The following is a 20,306-nucleotide window of genomic DNA, read 5'->3' on the forward strand; positions in this document are numbered from 1 at the left end:
GAAATACTTTATCGCTTACGTGTTGGTTGTCCGTGGCGTGATTTGCCTGAATGTTTGGGTTGTAGAATACCAGTTATCGCCGTTTTCTTCTTTGGTCAAGAAAAGGCAATTAATCAGACTGTTCAAAAGGTTAGCACAAGATAGTCATACCCAGTGGGAATTTATTGATGACTCCAACAGGGTTGAACGATATTCATCGTCTAACCCTGCCATTTTTTTTGGTCTTCATGCTCGCTTTTTTAGTTTTGTCCTGCTTGAACAGTGCCATCGCTATCTTCCTCATGACGTTAAATACCAGTGGCCCTTGAGCTTTACGTATTCTCGATTCATCTTCTCTAAATGTCATATCAAGTACCCAGTGCACATTTTATACTTGCCAATGACTTCGTACCGAATCTAAAGCCTGTTTGGCGTTTAAGTCTAATGAACTTATATACCAGCGTGTTTCGCTGATTTCTTTGCCTGTGCTCTTTTCAATAACATCTGATGATACTTTTTAGACCTTCCCATTGATATTTTTTATCTCGCCATGTTTTATCAATCACTAATTGCTGGTAAGCGCTTGTTTCTATTCGCCCATGCTCTGAGCTGACATCACTGTGCCGGGAAAATACCTCATCCAATAAACCTTCTCTCACCATTTTATGCCACCATGCCTCAAGCTCAGCCTGCATACCCGAATTGTTACCTTTAAGCGCTAGAATATAATCCGTTTTTTGTTTAATAATTTGTTGCGCTATTTCACTTTGGCAGCCCATGGCGTCAAGTGTAATAATACTATTTTCAATATCTAACATCGTTAGCAGCTCTGGGATCGCTGCGATTTCATTCGTTTTATTTTCGACAGCCACTTGCCGTAAAAATAGCTGATGTTGGCAACTCCAAGCGCTAACCGTATGAAGGCACTTTTTCTATCTTTGGTAGAAAAAGAACGTCGTGCAGTTTTACCGTCAACTGCAATGACATCGCAGCCTGTATTTTTTACAAGTGAAGATATCCAAGACTGAAATGCATGCTCAATTTAATCCCTTTTTAATCTACAAATAACACGAGCTATGGTGTCATGGCGCGGAATTCCGCTTTATATGCCCAAAGTTTTCAATGTCTTCCCAACCCTCAGAGCCAGATATAACTGCAGTTATCGAAAGTAATAGGATATCCATTAGATTGTGCTTTTTACAATGTTCTATACCTGTGATCAATGAAGATGCTTGATTTATACAAAAATGAGGATAATGATATGCCCCATGAAAGAAGTAAGACTTACGCCAGAGCAAAAAGTTGATTTAGAAACACTTCACGATGCAAGTCGTGATGGGCGTATTCGCGATCGAATTAAGGCGGTATTGCTACGTTCAGAGGGTTGGTCAACTAAAATGATTGCCCAAGCGTTACGCTTATATGAATCCAGTCTTGTTAGGCATATTGATGACTATCTAAAAAAAGAGAAATTAAAACCAGAGAATGGTGGCTCTGTATCATGTTTATCTGCCGAGCAAACAAGCCTAATCATTTCACACATAACAACGCATACGTACTGCCATGCCCATCAAATCAGCGAATATATTTGGGAGACTTGTGAGGTTCGATTTAGTATTTCAGGTCTTAACAAATGGCTTCACCAACAAGGCTTCGCTTACAAGCAACCTAAAGGTGTTCCTCATAAGTTTGATGAAGTTAAACAAGCTAATTTCATTGAACAATACGACAGACTGAAAAGCAGTGTTGGCGATGAGCCTATATTATTCATGATGCAATGCACCCAACTCAAGCGACGAAAGTTAGTTGTGGTTGGATAAAAACAGGGACAGATAAAAGTATAGAAACTACAGGTAGCCGTACTCGTTTGAACTTAGTTGGCGCGGTTGATTTGCAACATATTGCCGCCACTCATGTCAGTCGCTATGAAAAAGTAAATAGTGAAACCATTATTGATTTTTTTACTGAATTACGGCGAAATGAAAAGTCAAAAAAAACAATTAATCTTTTTTTAGATGGGGCTGGTTATCACCGCGCGCAGACGGTTAAAAATAAAGCGATTGAGTTAAATATATTGCTTTATTATTTACCACCTTACAGTCCAAACCTAAACCCGATAGAAAGGTTATGGAAAGTGATGAATGAGCATGTAAGAAATAATAAATACTTTGCAACAGCGAAAGAATTTAGATGTGCTATTGACAACTATTTTATCAATATACTCCCAAGTCTCGGTGATACCTTAGGGAGTAGAATTAATGACAATTTTCAGGTGCTAAAATCTGCATCTTGAAGTGGGATGGTATATACGTGGATCAACAACCGAATCACAGTGGGTCAAGAAAGTCGCTCTCATGTTATAGTGTTTTGGTTTAGTTGCGACAATTTTTCAATTGATTTTTGATAAGCATTTGGATTTTCCGCGTTAAAAGTAACATCAAATTTTGATATGTAATAGTTTTTGAGTGCATTAATGTTTTTTTTCGAGGACTGTTTTTCGAAATTAAAAAATGGTTCGGGCATTTTTTCATCATATCAATTATCATTGAGTTATTAAATAAACTGATAATTTGATTTTTCATGGTAATAATCGCATAAAAAAAGCTTAAAAATCCTTAGTTAAATAGTTAGTTCTTCGCCAATAAAATTTTAAATTTAAGATTGTTTAATTATAATATCAGCTATTTGGTTCATATTTAATCTAGTTTTACAACTAGTTAGTGGAATTAAATATGAATAGCTACTTTAAAAAACACGTAAAAATTAATTTTATTGCATTTGATCTATTCACTTTTTTAATATTCCCAGTATATAACTTGAAAAAACAAATCTGACTTGATATACCTCACTTCTAAACTAATATGAAAGTAATATATTTTAGGATTGGTTCCTCATGCAAGAAAATTATTTGTCTGTGCTTTCAGAACCGGTTAACTTGATGTGGGTTTTGATTTCCACTGCTTTGGTATTGCTGATGCAAGTCGGCTTTTGCTTTTTGGAAGTTGGTGCTGTTCGCTCTAAAAATAGTATTAATGTCGCAGTTAAAAATATATCTGACTTTTGCGTTGCTAATGTGATTTTCCTGATCTTTGGCTTTGCGATTATGTTTAGTAACAACACGGCTATTTTTAATACTGACTACCTTATGTTGCATAACGTTGATTCTACAGCTTTATTCTGTTTTTTTGTATTTCAAGCTATGTTTTGCGGCACTGCATCTACCATTTTATCGGGCTCAATTTCTGAACGAGCAACTTTTTTTGGTTATTTGATCTTGGCAATATTTGTTTCAGCAATAATTTACCCAGTATTTGGCCGTATGGCTTGGGGAGGGGCCATAGAGTCTGAAAAAACGGGTTGGTTGAATCAGCAGGGTTTTGTCGATTTCGCAGGCTCTAGTGTTGTACATTCTGTTGGCGGCTGGGTTGCATTGGCTGCCATCATTATTATTGGCCCACGTATCGGTCGCTTTACTAAAGGCATACAAAAAATTCAAGGCCATAATATCCCCATGTCAACAACAGGTACTATTTTTTTGTGGTTTGGTTGGATTGGATTTAACGCCGGTAGTACTTTAGCAATAAACGACAGTGTACCTAAAATCATACTCAATACAAATACTGCTGCGGCATTCGGCGGGTTAACAACACTGATTTTAACGTGGATGTTGATGAAAAAACCCAATGTCCCCCACATTTTAAATGGAGTCTTAGCCGGTCTTGTCAGTATTACAGCAAGTTGTCATGCAGTTGAAGTGTACGAAGCAGCTGCAATTGGTGTGTTAGGTGCCATAATATATTTATATTCATCACATTTACTTGATAAATTTGAAATCGATGATGTTGTAGGTGCTGTGCCAGTACATGGTTTCTGTGGGTTGTGGGGCACACTCGCTGTTGCTTTATTCGGAAGTAATCAAGCACTTGGTACAGGATTGAATTTTGGGCAACAATTATTCATTCAACTTATCGGTGGGACTGTGTGTTTTGTTCTTGCATTTGGTGGTACGTATATTTTTTTACTATTTATCAATAAATTGATTGCATTAAGGGTGAGTAAAGAGCACGAAATAAATGGGTTAAATGTATCTGAGCACGATGCCTCTACTGAGATTTTAGATTTGCTTTACTGTATGGAAACGCAAAAGACTAATGGCGATTTTAGTGAACAGGTTTACGTAGAACCGCATACAGAGGTTGGACAGATCGCCGCTGAGTACAATCGCGTATTGGATAAAGTAAATGAAGAAATGAATATATCTATCGAAGCCAGAAAATTAGTAGAGCTTGAGCATAAAAGAACCACTGATAGTATTAATTATTCCTCCTTGATTCAACATGCAATCATTCCAAATGATACTCTGTTTAAACACTTTTTTAGCGACCACTTCACCTATTGGAAGCCTCGCGATGTAATTGGTGGGGATATCTATTTATTTGATGTATTTAAAAAACGAAATGAATGTTTATTAATGGTTATTGACTGTACAGGACATGGCGTTCCCGGAGCATTTGTTACTATGTTGGTAAAAGCCATAGAGCGCCAGGTGATAGGTAAGATTAATGGAAATAATGATATCGATATCAGTCCTGCTTGGATACTAGCTTATTTTAACAAAGCGATAAAGACTCTTTTACATCAAGAGGGTAAGCAAAGCAAATGTAATGCAGGCTTTGATGGTGGTATTATTTTATATAATAAAAATACAAATACAGTAAAGTATGCTGGTGCTCAATTGCCTTTATTTATGATTCAAGAGGGTGAGATTGAATTGATCAAAGGCGACAAACATTCAGTGGGATACCGTAGCTGTGATTTTGACTTCGTGTACAAAGATCATGAAATCATCATAGATAAAGAGACTTATATTTATCTAACAACGGATGGCTATATTGATCAAATTGGTGGTGATAAAAATTTCCCTTATGGTAAAAATAGATTTAAAAAGACGTTGTTAGAAGTACATCACAAAAATATGATAAAGCAAAAACAAACGCTGATAAAAAATATCCATGAATACCAAAAACAAGAGGAAACGACAGATGACATTACAGTCATAGGAATAAAAATTAGTAACATAAATTGTTAATTAGCCTCAGTTCTGCATAAGAAACTCTTTATCTAGCCGAGTTATTCGAATTCTTGGCTGTTTTTCTTGAAAAATATATACAATTAATCCACCGATTAAGTTAACCATAAAGCTTATGCTGCTACGATGTCTCGAATGCTCTATCTGAGATATATTTTTTAATTGGTAAAAAACAGTTTCAACAATAAAACGCTTTCTAAGCATTCATTTATCGCAAACTTTCATAACTTTGGCTTTCATATTTTTTCTAATTCCAGTTACAAAATCGATATTTTTTCAGCCAGTTCTGCTTTTAATTTTTTAGATAAGTAATCCTTATCTCCATATGATGAACCCCATAAATTTTTACCATATCTGGTATAGGGTTCAAGGCTAGCGCATTTTAATCCCAGATTCTAGCAGGGTTGAGCGATAATCATCGTCTAGTTCTGCCATTTTCTTTTTCCCCGCCTTAATAGCTGACTTGGTTGTACGGGGCAAGATTACGTGTGTTTAATAAATGAGCTGTAAAACTTTGTCTGCATAATCAATATCGAACGTTGCTTTGAAACGCTTAGCTTTCAGACCTTTTTTACAGCTCTTTTCAAGTTTCAACAAATTGAGAACAAGGTGTCTAATTACCGACATTAAATAACAATCCCGTTACTGCTGTATGAGCGACTACTGGTAAGATGATGCACAACACACGTATCAAGCCCAATATAGCGAAATATTTTTTTCATCGCTATACTGGGTAATCAAAATATATCAACAGGTATAACATTTGCTGTAAAGGAAAATAATCTAACTTTAACTTAATGCTTTTTCCAATTTGGCTGTGATTAAGAACTCACATGCTTAATAACTACTTTTTCTATCATTCGTACTTGAAAAGTAGTAAATTTTATATTTATTATCTCTTCTTTCGCTAGCACAAGTTGACCATTTGGTTCATCAATAATGCGATTAGCAGGGATTTCAATGTTATCTTTGTCCATCACACAGTGTAATTTCGAATCAAGGCGATAATACAGGTTTAATTAAGATATATCTTAGCAATATATAACAAGGTACTGTTGGCAGGTATACCAACAAAAAGGACATCGCTTCAAATTAGATCAGTAATAAACTTTTATTTATAAAAGGAAAAACAGCAATTAAAAGCAGACCGATAAAAAAGAAGGCCTCCACTAAAAAAAGGTAGTGGATAAAATATAGTGGTCACTTGTAGTTTAATATTACTGGTGGCCGAGAGCTGTTCCAGCCCCTTAAAATAGGTGTTCTCAAACCAACCCCTGCTATATAAAGTAAGTTTTTCTATCATATGTAAATACCTGAAAGAAATTTAAAAATGCTTGGTATCAGCAGCAGATGCATTTACCGTAACCATTAGCGCACAAATTAAATATTTCATTTCAATCCCTAATCAATTAAGCCATATTGTAGGCTAAGCATATTATTTGGTTTAATGTCAGACTGAGAACAATTTGAAATAATTCCCCCCCAATTCCTGAAAATACTCGTATATTTCATGATGCTTGCTCACCATTTCTATAGAGAGTTAGCTAAACACCTACGACATTTTCAGTTGCAACACGCCTTGAAGCCATTAAATCTAGATTTAGCTGTTTAGCTGTTTAGCTGTTTAGCTGTTTAGCTGTTTAGCTGTTTAGCTGTTTAGCTGTTTAGCAATACATGTGAATGTTGATAGTTCTTTTTCAATTGTTGGTAATGCATTTAATTCAAAAGCAGAGGCTTCAAGCCAAGAAGGTTCTAATAGGTTATCTTTATAATCAATCATAAAAATAGCTTTATTATCAAAAAATTCACACTCTAAACGTGTGGCGTTAGCACTTATCATAAATTCGGTATTAAGCTTTAGAATTTGCTCCATCATTACAGGTGTTAAAATATAGCGAGCCATTATCTGGTCATCAGAATACACTTCAAAAAACTTTTCAAAGTCTAAGTTTTCAAGTGCTACTTTTTCTGTTACTTTGGCATATTTTGTTAACAAGTTTCCTACTTTGCCATAATCACACTTAACCAAAGTATGTGAATTAAAATCAAAAGGCATGGTCAACGTAATAATGCCACCTTTAAACACATTAACTTGTCCATTTTTAGTTTTCTTATCAAGTTTTAATTCGCTAAACTCAAAATGAATATTATCAATTTCTCCATACACATAATCTTCAGTTTTTATAAAATCAAAATAAGGTGATATCGATACTTTTTTATCATATCTTTCGTGAATTTTGATTTAACTGAATAATTAAAGTCACCGTACATTTTAACAATAATAGGCAATATGGTTTCTTTGTATTGATTTACATAATCAAGCGCCGGTTTATATGCCCAGCCAGTACCAATACAAAAAGCAAGCAAAATCGGGTAAAGCGCACCTATGTCACTGCCTGTGATTAACCCAAGCACAGATAACGAAATCGCAATAGGCATAACCACCTGTTTAAAGGTACGATTACGGGTATAAAAAGCTTTTAGCTGTGCCAGCCTAAACTGCTCTATTCCATCTAGTTTAGGCTTTATCTCATTTTCAAATACCGCCAACAACTGCTCAGATGGCTAACATCAATTTTTGCAGCGTTGTGTTTACGAAAACGTAATTTAAAGGCTGCTAAATAGCTGCTCAATTCATTTACATTAAATGACATTGTTAACTCCTGCTATTACTTTAATAATTGAGTCGCATCGACTGGTTTACGCTCACTTTCAGAGATTTGAAAAAATGCCATCACACTCACACCAATCAAGCAAGTAATAATATTACCAGGAAATACTTGAATGCTATTTCGCAGCACGCGATTTGCGCTATTAAAATTACGCCTTGCAGCTGAAATATGCGCTTCAACATCAGAATAAGCACGTTGCGCTTCGATCATAGGTTCATTTGATTTTAACTCTGGGTAATTTTCTACAGCAACTATTAAGCCTGACAATGAGTTTTGTAATTGTCCTTCTAATTTAAAGCGTTCATCAATATTTGCTAACCCTTTTTCAGTCTTTAAGACTTGAGAGCGTAAACGCGTTACTTCTTCTAATAAAGACTTTTCATAAGCCATAAATTTATTGGCAATAGCAAGTATGTTCGGAATTAAATCAGTGCGCTTTTTAAGTTTCACATCAATACCTGAAAACGCTTCTTCCATTGCATTTCGTTTGGTGATAATTGAAACATACCAGGAATAAAAAACGATAATCAAAACCGCTAAAACACCAATTCCGATCCAATTATTTGATATAAATTCCAACATACTATTTCCTTTTATTATTTTTATTACCTACTGCAATCAAAACTAGCTAATGAGTAAATTAACTATTAATTTCAAATCAACTTACATGCTAAAAATTATTTATAAATGAATAATTTTTAGCTCAAAGTCATTAAAAACTGTTTTTTCATCGCATTCTAATTCGCCAGCCATTCTGATTTACATCCATTATAAAAACACAACCATCACTAGCACTAAATTTTTTACCATTACTCCATCTAAGAACTACCTGTGACACATCTGGCTGGGTTTTAGTGGACATACGTTTTTCTGTTACAATATAACCACCTGCTTTATCCAACTTTTTTTGTCTTCTTTTTGCCCATTTAACTATCATAGCTTCAACTTTTGCAGCTTTATCACCTTCGAACCATTTTTTTTCAACAAACGTTTTTAGCAGCTCTATATCATTATCTTTTTGTGCATTTTGATAAATATCACATTTTTCGATAAATATCGGATCTTGATTATCTTTTGCAGTGAAACCAACATTAGGTATAGCCTGTGCAGATGAACAAATAGCTAATAAACATCCACCCATTAAAAATTTTTTCATTATTTTCTCCTATAAATTTTTTAGTACCCGCCTTTACCTTCTAATGCTTGTGACATCTGCTGAACAGGTATATCCATTGGTTTTATTTTAAACTGCTCTTGATATGTAAATATGTTTAAAGGTATTGAATGACTTGAACTTTTAGAAAATTTAAAAGTGTAACCTGTTGAAATTTCTTCATAACTTTTGAACAATTCAAAACCTTGATATTTAATAATATGTAACAGTTCTATTGGTAGGTTATCGAAATGACCAATACTTGTTTTAGCTAAAACTTGATAATTAAAAGCTTGTTGTTGGATGAGCGCTAAATCAGCTGGGGTGAGTTGAAGCTCTGACGCCAAGGCAGTTTCAATTCGATACAAAAGCTCACCTTGCTGATAGCCGTTATAAACTCCCATTTTAGCCAGTTCAAACAGAATATTATTATCTTCATCATTACTTGGATCTGCGGACATCTGCATCATGTTATTAATTTGTTCTTGCGTGTCTAGTTTTATGCCTTGCTTTAACATTTGCGCTTTAGCAAATTCAATCGCAACCGATTGAGACATCTTTTGTGCAATGCTTGTTTTCACATTAATGAGATAATGCGCTTTATGATTAATGCCTATTAAAGAAAAATGTTCATTTGGCATTATGAAATCATTTCTAACTGCATTTTCACTAACATACAACACACTTTTACCTATGTTTTTATCTGCTTTGAAAATATCAAATTCAAGCGTAATATCAGCATAAGTTAAAAATGGTTTAAGCAAAAATAATGAACAAAAAAAACACACTATATTTTTTTTCATGGAACTTTCCGCTAGCAAGCATTTAAATAAATCCCGACAATGTCAGTGTCCTAATTAAAATTAAAACACTGAGTCTGGGTTTATAAGTATAAAGGCGACTTTAAAACTAGCTCTACACGTCGATTTTTTTGCATATTTTGCATGGTATTATTAGCAGCATCAGGTGAAACTGGACCAATACCTATTGCATGCAACCTCTCAGGCTTTATTTGATATTTTTGAAACAAAGTATCAACAATAGTATTAGCGCGTTTTTCTGATAGGGATTGGTTATATTGATAAGACCCTTGGTTATCAGTATGCCCAACCACATAGATAGATATTTTTTTATTCTTTTTGAGAAACTTTGCAATTTCATTCAATTGAGGCTCTGAGCCTTTTTTTAAAGTTGCTTTGTCGTAATCAAACTCGATTCCGTATAATGATACACGCCCATTCGTTTTAATTTCTTCGTTTAACTTTTCACTTGCAACATTTAAATTAACCTTTGTAAGTGGTTTAGTTTCTATGATGTCTATCGTCATTTCTAAAGGCAAGTGCGCATATCTTTTATTAAAGTAGCCAGTTAAATAAATATCCCCAGCATCATCTTTTTTTACTGCAGAGAAAAAGTAGTAATTTGACTTTTTGTCCATATTATAAAAATCAAAGCCATGCTTTGTTGCAAAAACAGTATTATCGTAATTGTTGCGTATTAAATAATTACCACACGTTTTAGCTTTACACTGAAAAAGAATATCTATGTCGTTATCAATTAAAGCTTGCTCATAATTTTTCCAGACAAGTAAAGGACTAAGCTTTTTATCCATTTCATAGTTCAAAGTTGTCACTTTGCCAGCAATCGACTTTTTAGCAGGTTTTTTCTTAGCGATATCAAGTATCAAAGGATATTGTTCAAACTCAATAACCGACTGTTTAGTAATATATGCGCTTGGAAAGCGTGTGATTAATGGATGATCTTGTCCACCTTTGGCGTCTTTTTTAGCTGTTTTTAATTTTTTATAATCTAATAAGTTAACTTTGTAATTATCATTAACTTTAATATTTGCTTTGGGTAAGTCTGTAGAAAATATTTGTTCATATGCGATTTTAAGGTTATTTTGGTAATCTAACTTTGCAGAAACCATTAATCCAATTTCTGAGCCTGCTTGCATTTTACTTGCTGAAATGATCGCTAATGATTTATTGTTAAATATATCGTGTCCCTGATAGGTTTTATAACGATATGAGTCAGTATTCGCAAAGCGTTGAAGTAATTTATTACCGCATGTTTTATCAATGCAGTTCACATGAATGTTAAACCCATTACTTTTTAACTCTGTAGCGTAATCTTTAATTAGTTGGCTATAATGAACACCTTTGCCTTTTACTATATATGATGCGCCATAATACTCACCTGAAATTAACTTCGTAAAGTTTTCAGATTTAATATCTGTGTCACGCATGTGTTTATAATCAACATAATTATATTTAGTTGAAGACTCTCTTTTAGAATCTGGATAAGGAGATAAGATCAGGCTTTGACTGTTAGCGTGCGCATAACTCGATGCAAAAACACATACGGCTAGGTAATAAAAAAATTTCACGATACATTCCTTGTACTTTTTATGTCCATTTATATTGCTTAAACCAAAAGTTGCATATCAGAATTGATTTAAGCACCTGATATAATATATAAAATTCATCAAAGATACAAACCTAACAATCAAAGCTAAGTTGCCCTTCTGTATTTTTTTCTGGTTTTATGCCAACACCGACGCCTAACAACCGCACGCTTTTATACTTACCTCTAGCAAACGCTTTTTTTAGCAAAGCAGAAAATACATCAATGGATAAACCATCTGATACTTTATCTGCGGTTGTTGAAACAAAATCTGAAAACTTCACTTTAACGCTTAGTTTACTTATGCTGGTGATTAAGTTTTGTTTCTCTAATCGCCTTTGTAACTCTTCTAATAAGCCTGGTAATTTTTCTAAACATGCTTGCTCTGTGTCTAAATCAAATTCATAAGTATGCTCTACACTCAGTGATTTCCTTACACGCTCAGTGTGTACTTTACCTTGATAGTTACCCGCACATTTTTGGTACAAGTCATAACCAAAATTGCTTAAAGTGCGTAACATCCAATCTTCGCCTTTATCTAATACATCTTTACCCGTTTTTAATTGCAAGGCTGATAAACGCTCAAGAGTCACTTTACCTACCCCTGGTATTTTACCTAAAGGTAAAGATGTTAGGAAATCAGCTATTTTATCTGGGGTAATAATACATTGACCATTTGGCTTATTTTCATCGCTGGCAATTTTGGCTATAAACTTGATTGGGGCCACACCTGCTGATGCCGTTAAGCCTGTTTTATCAAATATCTTTTGTCTTATTTCTTGTGCCATTAACGTGGCACTGCCTGAACAAAGAGGGGAATCTGTAACATCTAAATAAGCTTCATCAAGTGAAAGGGGCTCAACTAAATCAGTATATTGGTGAAATATTTCGCGTATTTGATTTGAAGCTTCTTTATATACCGACATGCGGCCAGGAACTAATACTAGGTGAGGGCATAATTGCAGGGCTTTATAATTAGACATAGCTGAACGTACACCATATTGGCGAGCAATATAGTTAGAGGTAGATATAACGCCTCTTCGGCTCTTGCCCCCTATAGCTAAGGGGACGTCACGCAAAGCTGGATTGTCGCGCATTTCAACTGCAGCATAAAAGCAATCCATGTCTATATGTATAAATTTTTTCATACAGCTATTTTTACTGTTTATTTATACAGTGTCAAATTTAAATAATTTTAAACACAAAAAAACCTCGATAAACGAGGCTTAATAGTCAAACTTTAGTTTGAACTAAAGTATTTGATTATCTTTCCAAGATTGCTCTTTAGCCATGCGTTCTTTTCTACGATCACATGGATCATCACAATCACAAGCTTTTTCAATACCCATGGCACCTAAACCACCACAACTACTTGCCATAGCTTTATTTTTAACCATCATACCTACAGCCATCGCTGCCGCAACAATTACCAGTAAAACAAATGTAAGAACAAAAAGTGACATAACTAGGCCCCTAAAATCACTAAATTGAAAAAGCTAAATTTCGTGGCGTATTATACAGGTAGTACAAAACAATAACTATAGTAATTCAAACTTAGCTCAAAATAGCGTGACTAAAATGCGCGCTATTTTATACTTTATAAGTACGGCGCAAACTGAGGGCTTGAATATGACATTAATCCTTCAGTTGTTTTACTAATAAGGTATACAGCAATATCATTTTCTTCTGCGTATACTTTTGCTTTTTCAGTACCCATGACCGTCAGAGCTGTAGCTAATGCGTCAGCAGTCATAGATGATGGGTGTAAAACAGTGACCGATACTAAATCTTGCTTAATAGGTTTGCCGGTTTCTGGGCTGATAATATGCGCATAAGTCTCGCCTTCTAGTTCGTAGAATATACGGTAGTCACCTGATGTAGCTACACTAATAGTCCCTAACTTCAGCTCTTTATGAACTGCGCGCTGAAATAAAGATGGATCAGGCTGCTCAATTGCAATCCTCCATAAAGCGCCATTGGGTTTAGTACCACTTAGTCTTAACTCACCACCAATCTCAACCATATAGTTGGTATAACCATTAATCTCTAATAATTCAGCGACTTTATCTACACCAAAACCTTTGGCTATCGCTGAGAAACTCAACTCTAATTCTTGGATAGATTTTGTTAAACCTGCATTTGATAAGGATAACTTATCAACACCCATTTTTTCTTTAATACTTTCTAGTTGTTCAGCAGTCGGTACTTTTGTTGGCTGTTTATCTGGACCAAATCCCCATAAATCAATTAATGGTCCCATTGTCACATCAAAAGTTTTAGTACTTTGTGCTAGTCTAATTGATTCAGTCATAACAGTTCTAAAATCTGCTGATAAAGGAAAAACTGTACTTGCTTCTAAACGATTAAATTGACTAATTTCTGAGTCATCTATATAGGTAGACATAGATTGATTAATTTCAGCCAACAAATCTTTTATATCTGAAAATAAATTTAATGAACGAACTTCTGATTCCGGCACAAATACTTTTACAGTAAATGTTGTGCCCATCGTTTTACCTTGTAAAAGCACTTCTTGGAATTTTTCTTTTTTATTATTTGGCTCACAGCCCAACATTAAAAAGAGTGTTAACACCAATAAAAAGCTAAAAATCCATTTTTTATTGAATAAGAATTTATTAGAGATGTAAGAGTCCATCAATATTTCCAGTTTAATTGTCGATTAGGTTCTAATTTATGGAATAAAAATTAATCATTTCGTATTAATTTATTGTGAAATCACTTCATTTTTCACATAAAAGAAGCTTGTTACCAGTATAAACCAGTAACAAGCTTTTTTATAGCTTCAAACTATAAGCTTCTAATTAATAGTCGCTTTAGTTGAGTGTTTTACTTAACCACCAAAGTCATCAAGTAAGATATTTTCATCTTCAACACCTAGCTCTTTAAGCATGCTGATAACAGCGGCATTCATCATTGGAGGACCACACATGTAGAACTCACAATCTTCAGGTGCTTCATGATCTTTTAAGTAGTTTTCTAAAAGAACATTATGAATGAAACCAGTGTAACCTTCCCAGTTGTCCTCAGGTTGAGGATCTGAAAGAGCACAATGCCATTCGAAGTTTGGATTTTCAGCTGCTAATCCGTCAAAATCTTCAACATAGAACATTTCACGAACAGAACGCGCACCATACCAGAAGCTCATCTTACGCTTAGATTTTAAACGCTTAAGTTGATCGAATATGTGAGAACGCATTGGAGCCATACCAGCACCACCACCAACGAATACCATTTCATTATCAGTTTCTTTAGCGAAGAACTCACCAAATGGGCCTGAAATTGTCACTTTATCGCCAGCTTTAAGTGACCAAATGTAAGATGACATTTTACCACATGGTAAGCTTAAGTCTCTTGGAGGAGGCGAAGCGATACGCACGTTAAGCATGATAATGCCTTCTTCTTCAGGATAGTTAGCCATAGAGTATGCACGAATTGTTTCATCATCTACTTTAGACTCTAAATTGAAGAAACCAAAATGTTCCCAGTCACCACGGTATTCAGCAGGTACATCAAAGTCTGCATATTTTACGTGATGTGGTGGAGCTTCAATCTGAATATAACCACCTGCACGGAAAGGAACTGATTCACCATCTGGGATGCCAAGCTTAAGCTCTTTGATGAAAGTTGCTTTATTATCATTTGAGATAACTTCACATTCCCATCTTTTAACACCGAAGATTTCTTCTTCAAGTTCAATTTCCATGTCACGTTTAACATTTACCTGACATGCTAAACGACAACCTTCTCTTGCTTCACCTTTAGTAATATGGTCAAGCTCAGTTGGTAGAATATCACCACCACCAGATTTAATGTTTACACGACACTGACCACATGAGCCACCGCCACCACAAGCAGAAGATACAAAAATACCTGAGTCGGCTAATGCACCTAATAATTTACTACCTGCAGTTGTTTTAATTGCTTTATCAGCGTCTTCATTGATACCGATTGTGATATCACCACTTGGAACTAACTTTGCTTTTGCCATTAAAATAACTAAAACAAGTAGTACCACGATAGCGGTGAACATACCTACGCCAAGAAAAATAATATCCATTTTCTATCGCCCTTTAAAGTGAAATACCAGAGAATGACATAAAGCCAAGACCCATAAGACCAACGGTGATGAACGTAATACCTAAGCCACGAAGACCATCAGGGATATCAGAATATTTCATCTTTTCACGAATACCAGCTAATGTAGCAATCGCAAGCGCCCAACCAACACCAGCACCAATACCATATACAACTGACTCACCAAAGTTATAGTTACGTTCAACCATGAATGCTACTGCACCAAAGATTGCACAGTTAACTGTGATAAGTGGTAAGAAGATACCTAGTGCGTTGTATAACGCAGGGAAGAAGTTATCTAAAGCCATTTCAACAATTTGTACTAAAGCAGCAATAACACCGATAAACGTTAAGTAACGTAAGAAGCTTAAATCAGCTTCTGGGTAACCTAACCATTCAAGAGAACCCGGTGCTAATACAGCGTGGTAAACTAAGTTATTTACCGGTACAGCAATACCTAATACAAAGATAACTGCAACACCAAGACCAATTGCTGTAGTTACTTTTTTAGATACAGCTAAGAAAGTACACATACCAAGGAAGAATGATAATGCTAAGTTTTCTACGAAAACCGCTTTTACAAATAAACTAATATAATGTTCCATTATTATCCCCTTAAGCCTTTTCTACTTGGTCTTTCTTATAAGTACGTAGTACCCATATGAATAAACCAATAATGAAGAAAGAACTTGGTGGTAAGATCAATAGACCCATAGGATGGTACCAACCACCGTCTGCAACTAATGGAATAATTGAAACATCAAATAATGTTCCTTTACCGAATAGTTCACGAATAAAACCAACAGTTAATAGTACTACGCCGTAACCTAAACCATTACCTAAACCATCAACAAATGACATCATAGGACCAGTTTTCATAGCGTATGCTTCAGCACGACCCATTACGATACAGTTAGTAATGATTAGGCCAACAAATACTGAAAGCTCTTTTGCCGTTGCATAAGAGTATGCTTGTAATACTTGGTCTACGATAATTACAACAGATGCGATAATCGTCATTTGAACAATAATACGTACACTTGAAGGTATGTGGTTACGTAGCATTGAAATAAACATGCTTGAAAATGCAGTTACAACCATTACAGCCATAGTCATTATCAAAGCATTTTTTAAGCTTGAAGTTACCGCTAATGCAGAACAAACACCTAGTACTTGTAATGCGATTGGGTTATTAGCAAATACAGGGCCTAACAGCGCCTGTTTGATTTCTTTAGAATCAGCCATTAGTTCAACGCTCCTTTACGAACTTCTGCAAGGAAAGGACCGAAGCCGTTTTCACCTGTCCAGAATTTAAACGTATTATCAACACCGATTGAAGTTAAAGTAGCACCAGAAAGGCCATCTAACTTATTCACGTCATTACCTGTGTAACCTTTAAGTACATCAACAGGAAGCTGTTTACCAGCCCAAGTTGAAACCCATTTAGGGTTTTGAATCTCGCCGCCTAGACCAGGAGTTTCATTGTGCTTGTAAAAGTTAATGTTTTTAACAGTAGTCGTATCAGTATCAAGTGCGATAAAACCAAACATAACACCCCATAAACCATAACCTTGTACAGGTAAAATGATTGTGTTTACTTTGCCATTTTCTTTTACAAAGTACACAGGTGATTCATCAGTCATACGCTGAATACCAGCTTTGTCTTCAATACCTAACTCTTTTAAAGATTTAGATATTTTCTGATCAAATTTGCTTTTTTCAAAATCAAAGCTATTTGGATCAGTATCAACAAACTTACCTGTTTTCATGTTAACTACTTTAGCTTCAACATTTTGACCGAAGATAGCTTGAATATCATCGCCAGATTTCACTTCAATGCCAGCAGCAGCTAAGATATTTGTTTGAACATCTATTGCTTTGTTTAAATCTTGAAGTGGACGAAGTTTAACAGCTGCGCTTGATACTAAAATAGCACACACTAGACATAATCCAACTACAACACCAAGCGTTTTACCGATTGTTTCTTTATTACTAGACATTGCGTGCTAACCTCCGTTTGATATTCGACTGTACAACGAAGTGATCGAATAACGGTGCAAACAAGTTAGCGAAAAGAATTGCTAACATCATACCTTCTGGGTATGCAGGGTTTACAACACGGATCATCACAACCATAAAACCAATTAAAGCACCATAGCACCATTTACCTTTGTTAGTGAAAGCTGCTGATACTGGGTCTGTTGCCATGAAGAACATACCAAAAGCAAAACCACCTAGTACTAAATGCCAATGCCAAGGCATAGCAAACATTTGATTCGTATCAGAACCCACTGCGTTTAGTAGTAAAGAAGTTGCGATCATACCAATCATTACACCAGACACGATGCGCCATGAAGCAATACGTACGTACATAATGAACAAACCACCAATCGCTAAGGCTAAAGTTGATGTTTCACCCATTGAACCTGGAATAAATCCATAAAATGCATTTAACCATGCATTCATATCAGAAAAATCAATCGAACCAATAACACCTTGTGCAAGCATAGTTGCACCAGAGAAGTTATCTACTGCAGTCCAAACTGTATCACCGGAAATTGCTGCTGGATATGCAAAGAATAAGAATGCACGGCCCGATAAAGCTGGGTTTAAGAAGTTACGACCTGTACCACCAAATACTTCTTTGGCGATTACAACACCAAAAGTAATACCTAATGCGACTTGCCATAATGGGATAGTTGCAGGCAGGATCAGTGAAAACAATACTGAAGTAACAAAGAAACCTTCATTTACTTCATGTTTACGAATACCAGCAAATAATACTTCCCAGAAACCACCAACTATAAAGATAGTTGCGTAAATAGGTAGATAATGACATGCACCATAAAACATTTTGGCGCCCCATGCTGATGATGCAGTTAATTCACCACCGAACATTTGGAACAAACCAACCTGCCAGCTATCAGCTAAAACAGCGCCGCCAGCAAGTGCGTCAGCAGCTTGATGACCAATGTTAAACATACCAAAAAACATAGCTGGGAATGTTGCCATCCAAACTAAGATCATAATACGTTTAAGGTCGATATTATCACGTACGTGAGAACCGTTTTTAGTTACGAAACCTGGAGTATAGAAAATAGTTGCAGCTGCTTCGTAAAGCACAAACCACTTTTCGTATTTACCACCTGGTTCAAAATTAGGTTCAATCTTTTCTAAATAATTCTTTAAGCTCATTATTAGCCTTCCTTCTCGATTGTATTCAGGCAATCACGAAGAATTACGCCATATTCGTATTTACCTGGGCAAACGAAAGTACATAACGCTAAATCTTCTTCATCTAATTCAAGTGCACCTAAAGAAACAGCACTATCAAGATCACGTACAATTAAATCACGTAATAAATGAGTTGGAAGGATATCTAACGGCATGATGCGCTCGTAGTTACCAATCGGTACCATAGAACGTTCAGAACCACCTGTAGAAGTCGTCATATTAAATAGACGCTTAGGCGATAAATGCGATAAGAAAGTACGAGTTACTGAGAATTTCTTCGAACCTGGAGCGATCCACCCGAATAATTCTTTTTCACGACCTTCAGCTAATACTGATACTTGACTATGGTAACGACCAAGGTAAGCATGTGGACCGCTTGCAGTAGAACCAGATAATACTGAACCAGAAATAATACGGTTTTCGCCGTCTTCTAATTCACCACTAACTAAATCATCAAGATTAGCACCAAGTTTTGTTTTAACTAAACGTGGGTTCTTAACTGCAGGACCTGCAACTGAGATAACACGGTCAGTGAAAATTTCACCTGTAAGGAAAAGCTTACCAAACGCAATCACGTCTTGGTAACCTAAGTGCCATACTTGCTTGTCAGCTGATACTGGATCTAAGTTATGGATATGTGTACCCACAAGACCCGCTGGGTGAACACCTGCAAACTCTTGTACTTCAACTGAAGCAACTGAAGAGTTTGGAATTGACGTTCCAGCTTGTTTACAAACAAAAACCTTACCATCTGTCAAACGTGAAACCACAGATAGACCCGCTTCAAAAGCTTCGCTATTTTCACCGATCACAACAACTGGATCAACGGCTAATGGATTAGTATCCATTGCGGTTACAAAGATTGAACTAGGCGTTGCATCTAAAGCAGGCACTTTACTGAATGGTCTAGTGCGCATTGCTGTCCACTGTCCCGATTCAACAAGTACATTTTGAACTTTTTCACGATCTAGCGTCGCAAGCGAATCTAAAGTGAAAGAATCAAAAGTGATTTGCTCATTGCCATCGACTTCGATAACAACGGATTGCAAAACACGCTTTGCACCACGGTTAATCTCTTTAACAACACCCGAAGCTGTTGCTGTGAATTTTACGCCAGGAGTCTTTTTATCTGAAAAAAGAACTTGGCCTTTTTTGACTTGGTCACCCAATCGAACTTGCATGGACGGACGCATTCCAATAAATTCCTCACCAAGCACGGCAACTCGTTTAACGGCAGAGCCGTCATGAATTACTTGCTGTGGTGCACCTTCTATTGGAAGATCCAGACCTTTTTTTATATTGATCATAGACACTTGCATTACATTAAAGGAAAGAAACTGTTCATCTAACCGGCCACGTAATCTAACTTAAAAAAGCAACCCAACTTTTTATAAGCTCCCGTAAAGGTGCCTCATTTGAAGTTCAAATTTCAAACAAGAAAAGACTACACAGCGAAACTAAAATAATTTGCGGGATTTTAACATTAAAACCCTAGTCTTTGCGAGGGCATATTTGAAATTAATGCTTACAAATTAACTAATTTATATTAAAAACAAACATGCCTAATTTTCACCCAATAATTAAGCATAGACTAAAGTCTAAAAAAGATACTTTTTTTTATTAAAAACGTACGATTAACGACTGTTATTGAGAATAACTATCAATAACTCTACTAACC

The 20,306-nt window shown here is 35.6% G+C and carries 17 protein-coding genes and 2 pseudogenes; 2 read left to right on the plus strand and 17 right to left on the minus strand.

Annotation, left to right across the window (positions count from 1 at the left end; all coding sequences use genetic code 11):
* Positions 1-144: 144 nt before the first annotated feature.
* Positions 145-1,220, minus strand: a pseudogene (locus PSA_RS24660) (ISAs1 family transposase).
* Positions 1,221-1,235: 15 nt separating this feature from the next.
* On the opposite strand from PSA_RS24660, the pseudogene PSA_RS15015 reads away from it, so the two are divergent.
* Together PSA_RS15015 and amt are read left to right on the plus strand one after the other, a co-directional pair.
* Positions 1,236-2,272, plus strand: a pseudogene (locus PSA_RS15015) (IS630 family transposase).
* A gap of 600 nt (positions 2,273-2,872) precedes the next feature.
* Positions 2,873-5,068 (plus strand): ammonium transporter, encoded by a 2,196-nt coding sequence (amt, locus tag PSA_RS15020; protein WP_052379802.1) that lies wholly within the window; start codon positions 2,873-2,875, stop codon positions 5,066-5,068.
* Between the two features lie 6 nt (positions 5,069-5,074).
* Here the strand turns inward: amt and PSA_RS27235 are convergent, their stop codons facing one another.
* The 16 genes from PSA_RS27235 to PSA_RS15095 form a co-directional block, all read right to left on the minus strand.
* Positions 5,075-5,272: a transposase gene (locus PSA_RS27235; RefSeq protein ID WP_082305742.1), complete on the minus strand. Its 198-nt coding sequence runs from the start codon at positions 5,270-5,272 to the stop codon at positions 5,075-5,077.
* A gap of 1,444 nt (positions 5,273-6,716) precedes the next feature.
* Complete coding sequence (locus tag PSA_RS26405; protein ID WP_042142511.1) at positions 6,717-7,235, minus strand: DUF3137 domain-containing protein; 519 nt, start codon at positions 7,233-7,235, stop codon at positions 6,717-6,719.
* Between the two features lie 14 nt (positions 7,236-7,249).
* Positions 7,250-7,618 (minus strand): hypothetical protein, encoded by a 369-nt coding sequence (locus PSA_RS26410; protein ID WP_042142513.1) that lies wholly within the window; start codon positions 7,616-7,618, stop codon positions 7,250-7,252.
* Positions 7,619-7,737: 119 nt separating this feature from the next.
* Positions 7,738-8,322 (minus strand): LemA family protein, encoded by a 585-nt coding sequence (locus PSA_RS15035; protein ID WP_042142515.1) that lies wholly within the window; start codon positions 8,320-8,322, stop codon positions 7,738-7,740.
* Between the two features lie 145 nt (positions 8,323-8,467).
* Positions 8,468-8,896 carry a hypothetical protein gene (locus PSA_RS15040; protein ID WP_042142517.1) on the minus strand — a complete coding sequence of 143 codons (429 nt, stop codon included), beginning with the start codon at positions 8,894-8,896 and terminating at the stop codon, positions 8,468-8,470.
* Positions 8,897-8,916: 20 nt separating this feature from the next.
* Positions 8,917-9,696 (minus strand): hypothetical protein, encoded by a 780-nt coding sequence (locus tag PSA_RS15045; protein WP_042142519.1) that lies wholly within the window; start codon positions 9,694-9,696, stop codon positions 8,917-8,919.
* An 80-nt stretch (positions 9,697-9,776) separates the two neighbouring features.
* Positions 9,777-11,282 carry an OmpA family protein gene (locus PSA_RS15050; RefSeq protein ID WP_042142521.1) on the minus strand — a complete coding sequence of 502 codons (1,506 nt, stop codon included), beginning with the start codon at positions 11,280-11,282 and terminating at the stop codon, positions 9,777-9,779.
* 112 nt (positions 11,283-11,394) lie between these two features.
* Positions 11,395-12,447 carry a DNA polymerase IV gene (dinB, locus tag PSA_RS15055; protein WP_042142523.1) on the minus strand — a complete coding sequence of 351 codons (1,053 nt, stop codon included), beginning with the start codon at positions 12,445-12,447 and terminating at the stop codon, positions 11,395-11,397.
* Positions 12,448-12,549: 102 nt separating this feature from the next.
* The gene (gene nqrM, locus PSA_RS15060; protein ID WP_042142525.1) at positions 12,550-12,762 is read right to left on the minus strand and encodes a (Na+)-NQR maturation NqrM; all 213 of its coding nucleotides are present in this window, start codon (positions 12,760-12,762) and stop codon (positions 12,550-12,552) included.
* Positions 12,763-12,896: 134 nt separating this feature from the next.
* Positions 12,897-13,955 (minus strand): FAD:protein FMN transferase, encoded by a 1,059-nt coding sequence (locus PSA_RS15065; protein WP_042142526.1) that lies wholly within the window; start codon positions 13,953-13,955, stop codon positions 12,897-12,899.
* A 195-nt stretch (positions 13,956-14,150) separates the two neighbouring features.
* Positions 14,151-15,377 (minus strand): NADH:ubiquinone reductase (Na(+)-transporting) subunit F, encoded by a 1,227-nt coding sequence (nqrF, locus tag PSA_RS15070; protein WP_042142529.1) that lies wholly within the window; start codon positions 15,375-15,377, stop codon positions 14,151-14,153.
* Positions 15,378-15,390: 13 nt separating this feature from the next.
* Positions 15,391-15,999: an NADH:ubiquinone reductase (Na(+)-transporting) subunit E gene (gene nqrE, locus PSA_RS15075; RefSeq protein ID WP_042142531.1), complete on the minus strand. Its 609-nt coding sequence runs from the start codon at positions 15,997-15,999 to the stop codon at positions 15,391-15,393.
* A 10-nt stretch (positions 16,000-16,009) separates the two neighbouring features.
* Positions 16,010-16,639, minus strand: a complete 630-nt coding sequence (locus PSA_RS15080; protein ID WP_042142533.1) for an NADH:ubiquinone reductase (Na(+)-transporting) subunit D — start codon at positions 16,637-16,639, stop codon at positions 16,010-16,012.
* Positions 16,639-17,394, minus strand: a complete 756-nt coding sequence (locus PSA_RS15085) for a Na(+)-translocating NADH-quinone reductase subunit C (protein ID WP_042142536.1) — start codon at positions 17,392-17,394, stop codon at positions 16,639-16,641. The genes PSA_RS15080 and PSA_RS15085 overlap by 1 nt, the downstream gene beginning before the upstream one ends.
* Entirely contained in the window at positions 17,387-18,589 is a 1,203-nt protein-coding gene (locus tag PSA_RS15090) for an NADH:ubiquinone reductase (Na(+)-transporting) subunit B (RefSeq protein WP_042142538.1), read from the minus strand. The genes PSA_RS15085 and PSA_RS15090 overlap by 8 nt, the downstream gene beginning before the upstream one ends.
* 2 nt (positions 18,590-18,591) lie before the next feature.
* A complete protein-coding gene (locus tag PSA_RS15095; RefSeq protein ID WP_042142539.1) occupies positions 18,592-19,935 on the minus strand; it encodes a Na(+)-translocating NADH-quinone reductase subunit A in 1,344 nt (447 codons plus the stop codon).
* Positions 19,936-20,306 lie beyond the last annotated feature (371 nt).

It is taken from the genome of Pseudoalteromonas sp. '520P1 No. 423', from assembly GCF_001269985.1.
Classification (GTDB): Bacteria; Pseudomonadota; Gammaproteobacteria; order Enterobacterales; family Alteromonadaceae; genus Pseudoalteromonas.

Bases quoted from the DNA above. Each gene is read 5' to 3' on its own strand.
- amt (WP_052379802.1), top strand. From the start codon at position 2,873: ATGCAAGAAAATTATTTGTCTGTGCTTTCAGAACCGGTTAACTTGATG.
- PSA_RS27235 (WP_082305742.1), bottom strand. From the start codon at position 5,272: ATGCTTAGAAAGCGTTTTATTGTTGAAACTGTTTTTTACCAATTAAAA.
- PSA_RS15035 (WP_042142515.1), bottom strand. From the start codon at position 8,322: ATGTTGGAATTTATATCAAATAATTGGATCGGAATTGGTGTTTTAGCG.
- PSA_RS15040 (WP_042142517.1), bottom strand. From the start codon at position 8,896: ATGAAAAAATTTTTAATGGGTGGATGTTTATTAGCTATTTGTTCATCT.
- PSA_RS15045 (WP_042142519.1), bottom strand. From the start codon at position 9,696: ATGAAAAAAAATATAGTGTGTTTTTTTTGTTCATTATTTTTGCTTAAA.
- dinB (WP_042142523.1), bottom strand. From the start codon at position 12,447: ATGAAAAAATTTATACATATAGACATGGATTGCTTTTATGCTGCAGTT.
- nqrM (WP_042142525.1), bottom strand. From the start codon at position 12,762: ATGTCACTTTTTGTTCTTACATTTGTTTTACTGGTAATTGTTGCGGCA.
- PSA_RS15065 (WP_042142526.1), bottom strand. From the start codon at position 13,955: ATGGACTCTTACATCTCTAATAAATTCTTATTCAATAAAAAATGGATT.
- nqrF (WP_042142529.1), bottom strand. From the start codon at position 15,377: ATGGATATTATTTTTCTTGGCGTAGGTATGTTCACCGCTATCGTGGTA.
- nqrE (WP_042142531.1), bottom strand. From the start codon at position 15,999: ATGGAACATTATATTAGTTTATTTGTAAAAGCGGTTTTCGTAGAAAAC.
- PSA_RS15080 (WP_042142533.1), bottom strand. From the start codon at position 16,639: ATGGCTGATTCTAAAGAAATCAAACAGGCGCTGTTAGGCCCTGTATTT.
- PSA_RS15085 (WP_042142536.1), bottom strand. From the start codon at position 17,394: ATGTCTAGTAATAAAGAAACAATCGGTAAAACGCTTGGTGTTGTAGTT.
- PSA_RS15090 (WP_042142538.1), bottom strand. From the start codon at position 18,589: ATGAGCTTAAAGAATTATTTAGAAAAGATTGAACCTAATTTTGAACCA.
- PSA_RS15095 (WP_042142539.1), bottom strand. From the start codon at position 19,935: ATGATCAATATAAAAAAAGGTCTGGATCTTCCAATAGAAGGTGCACCA.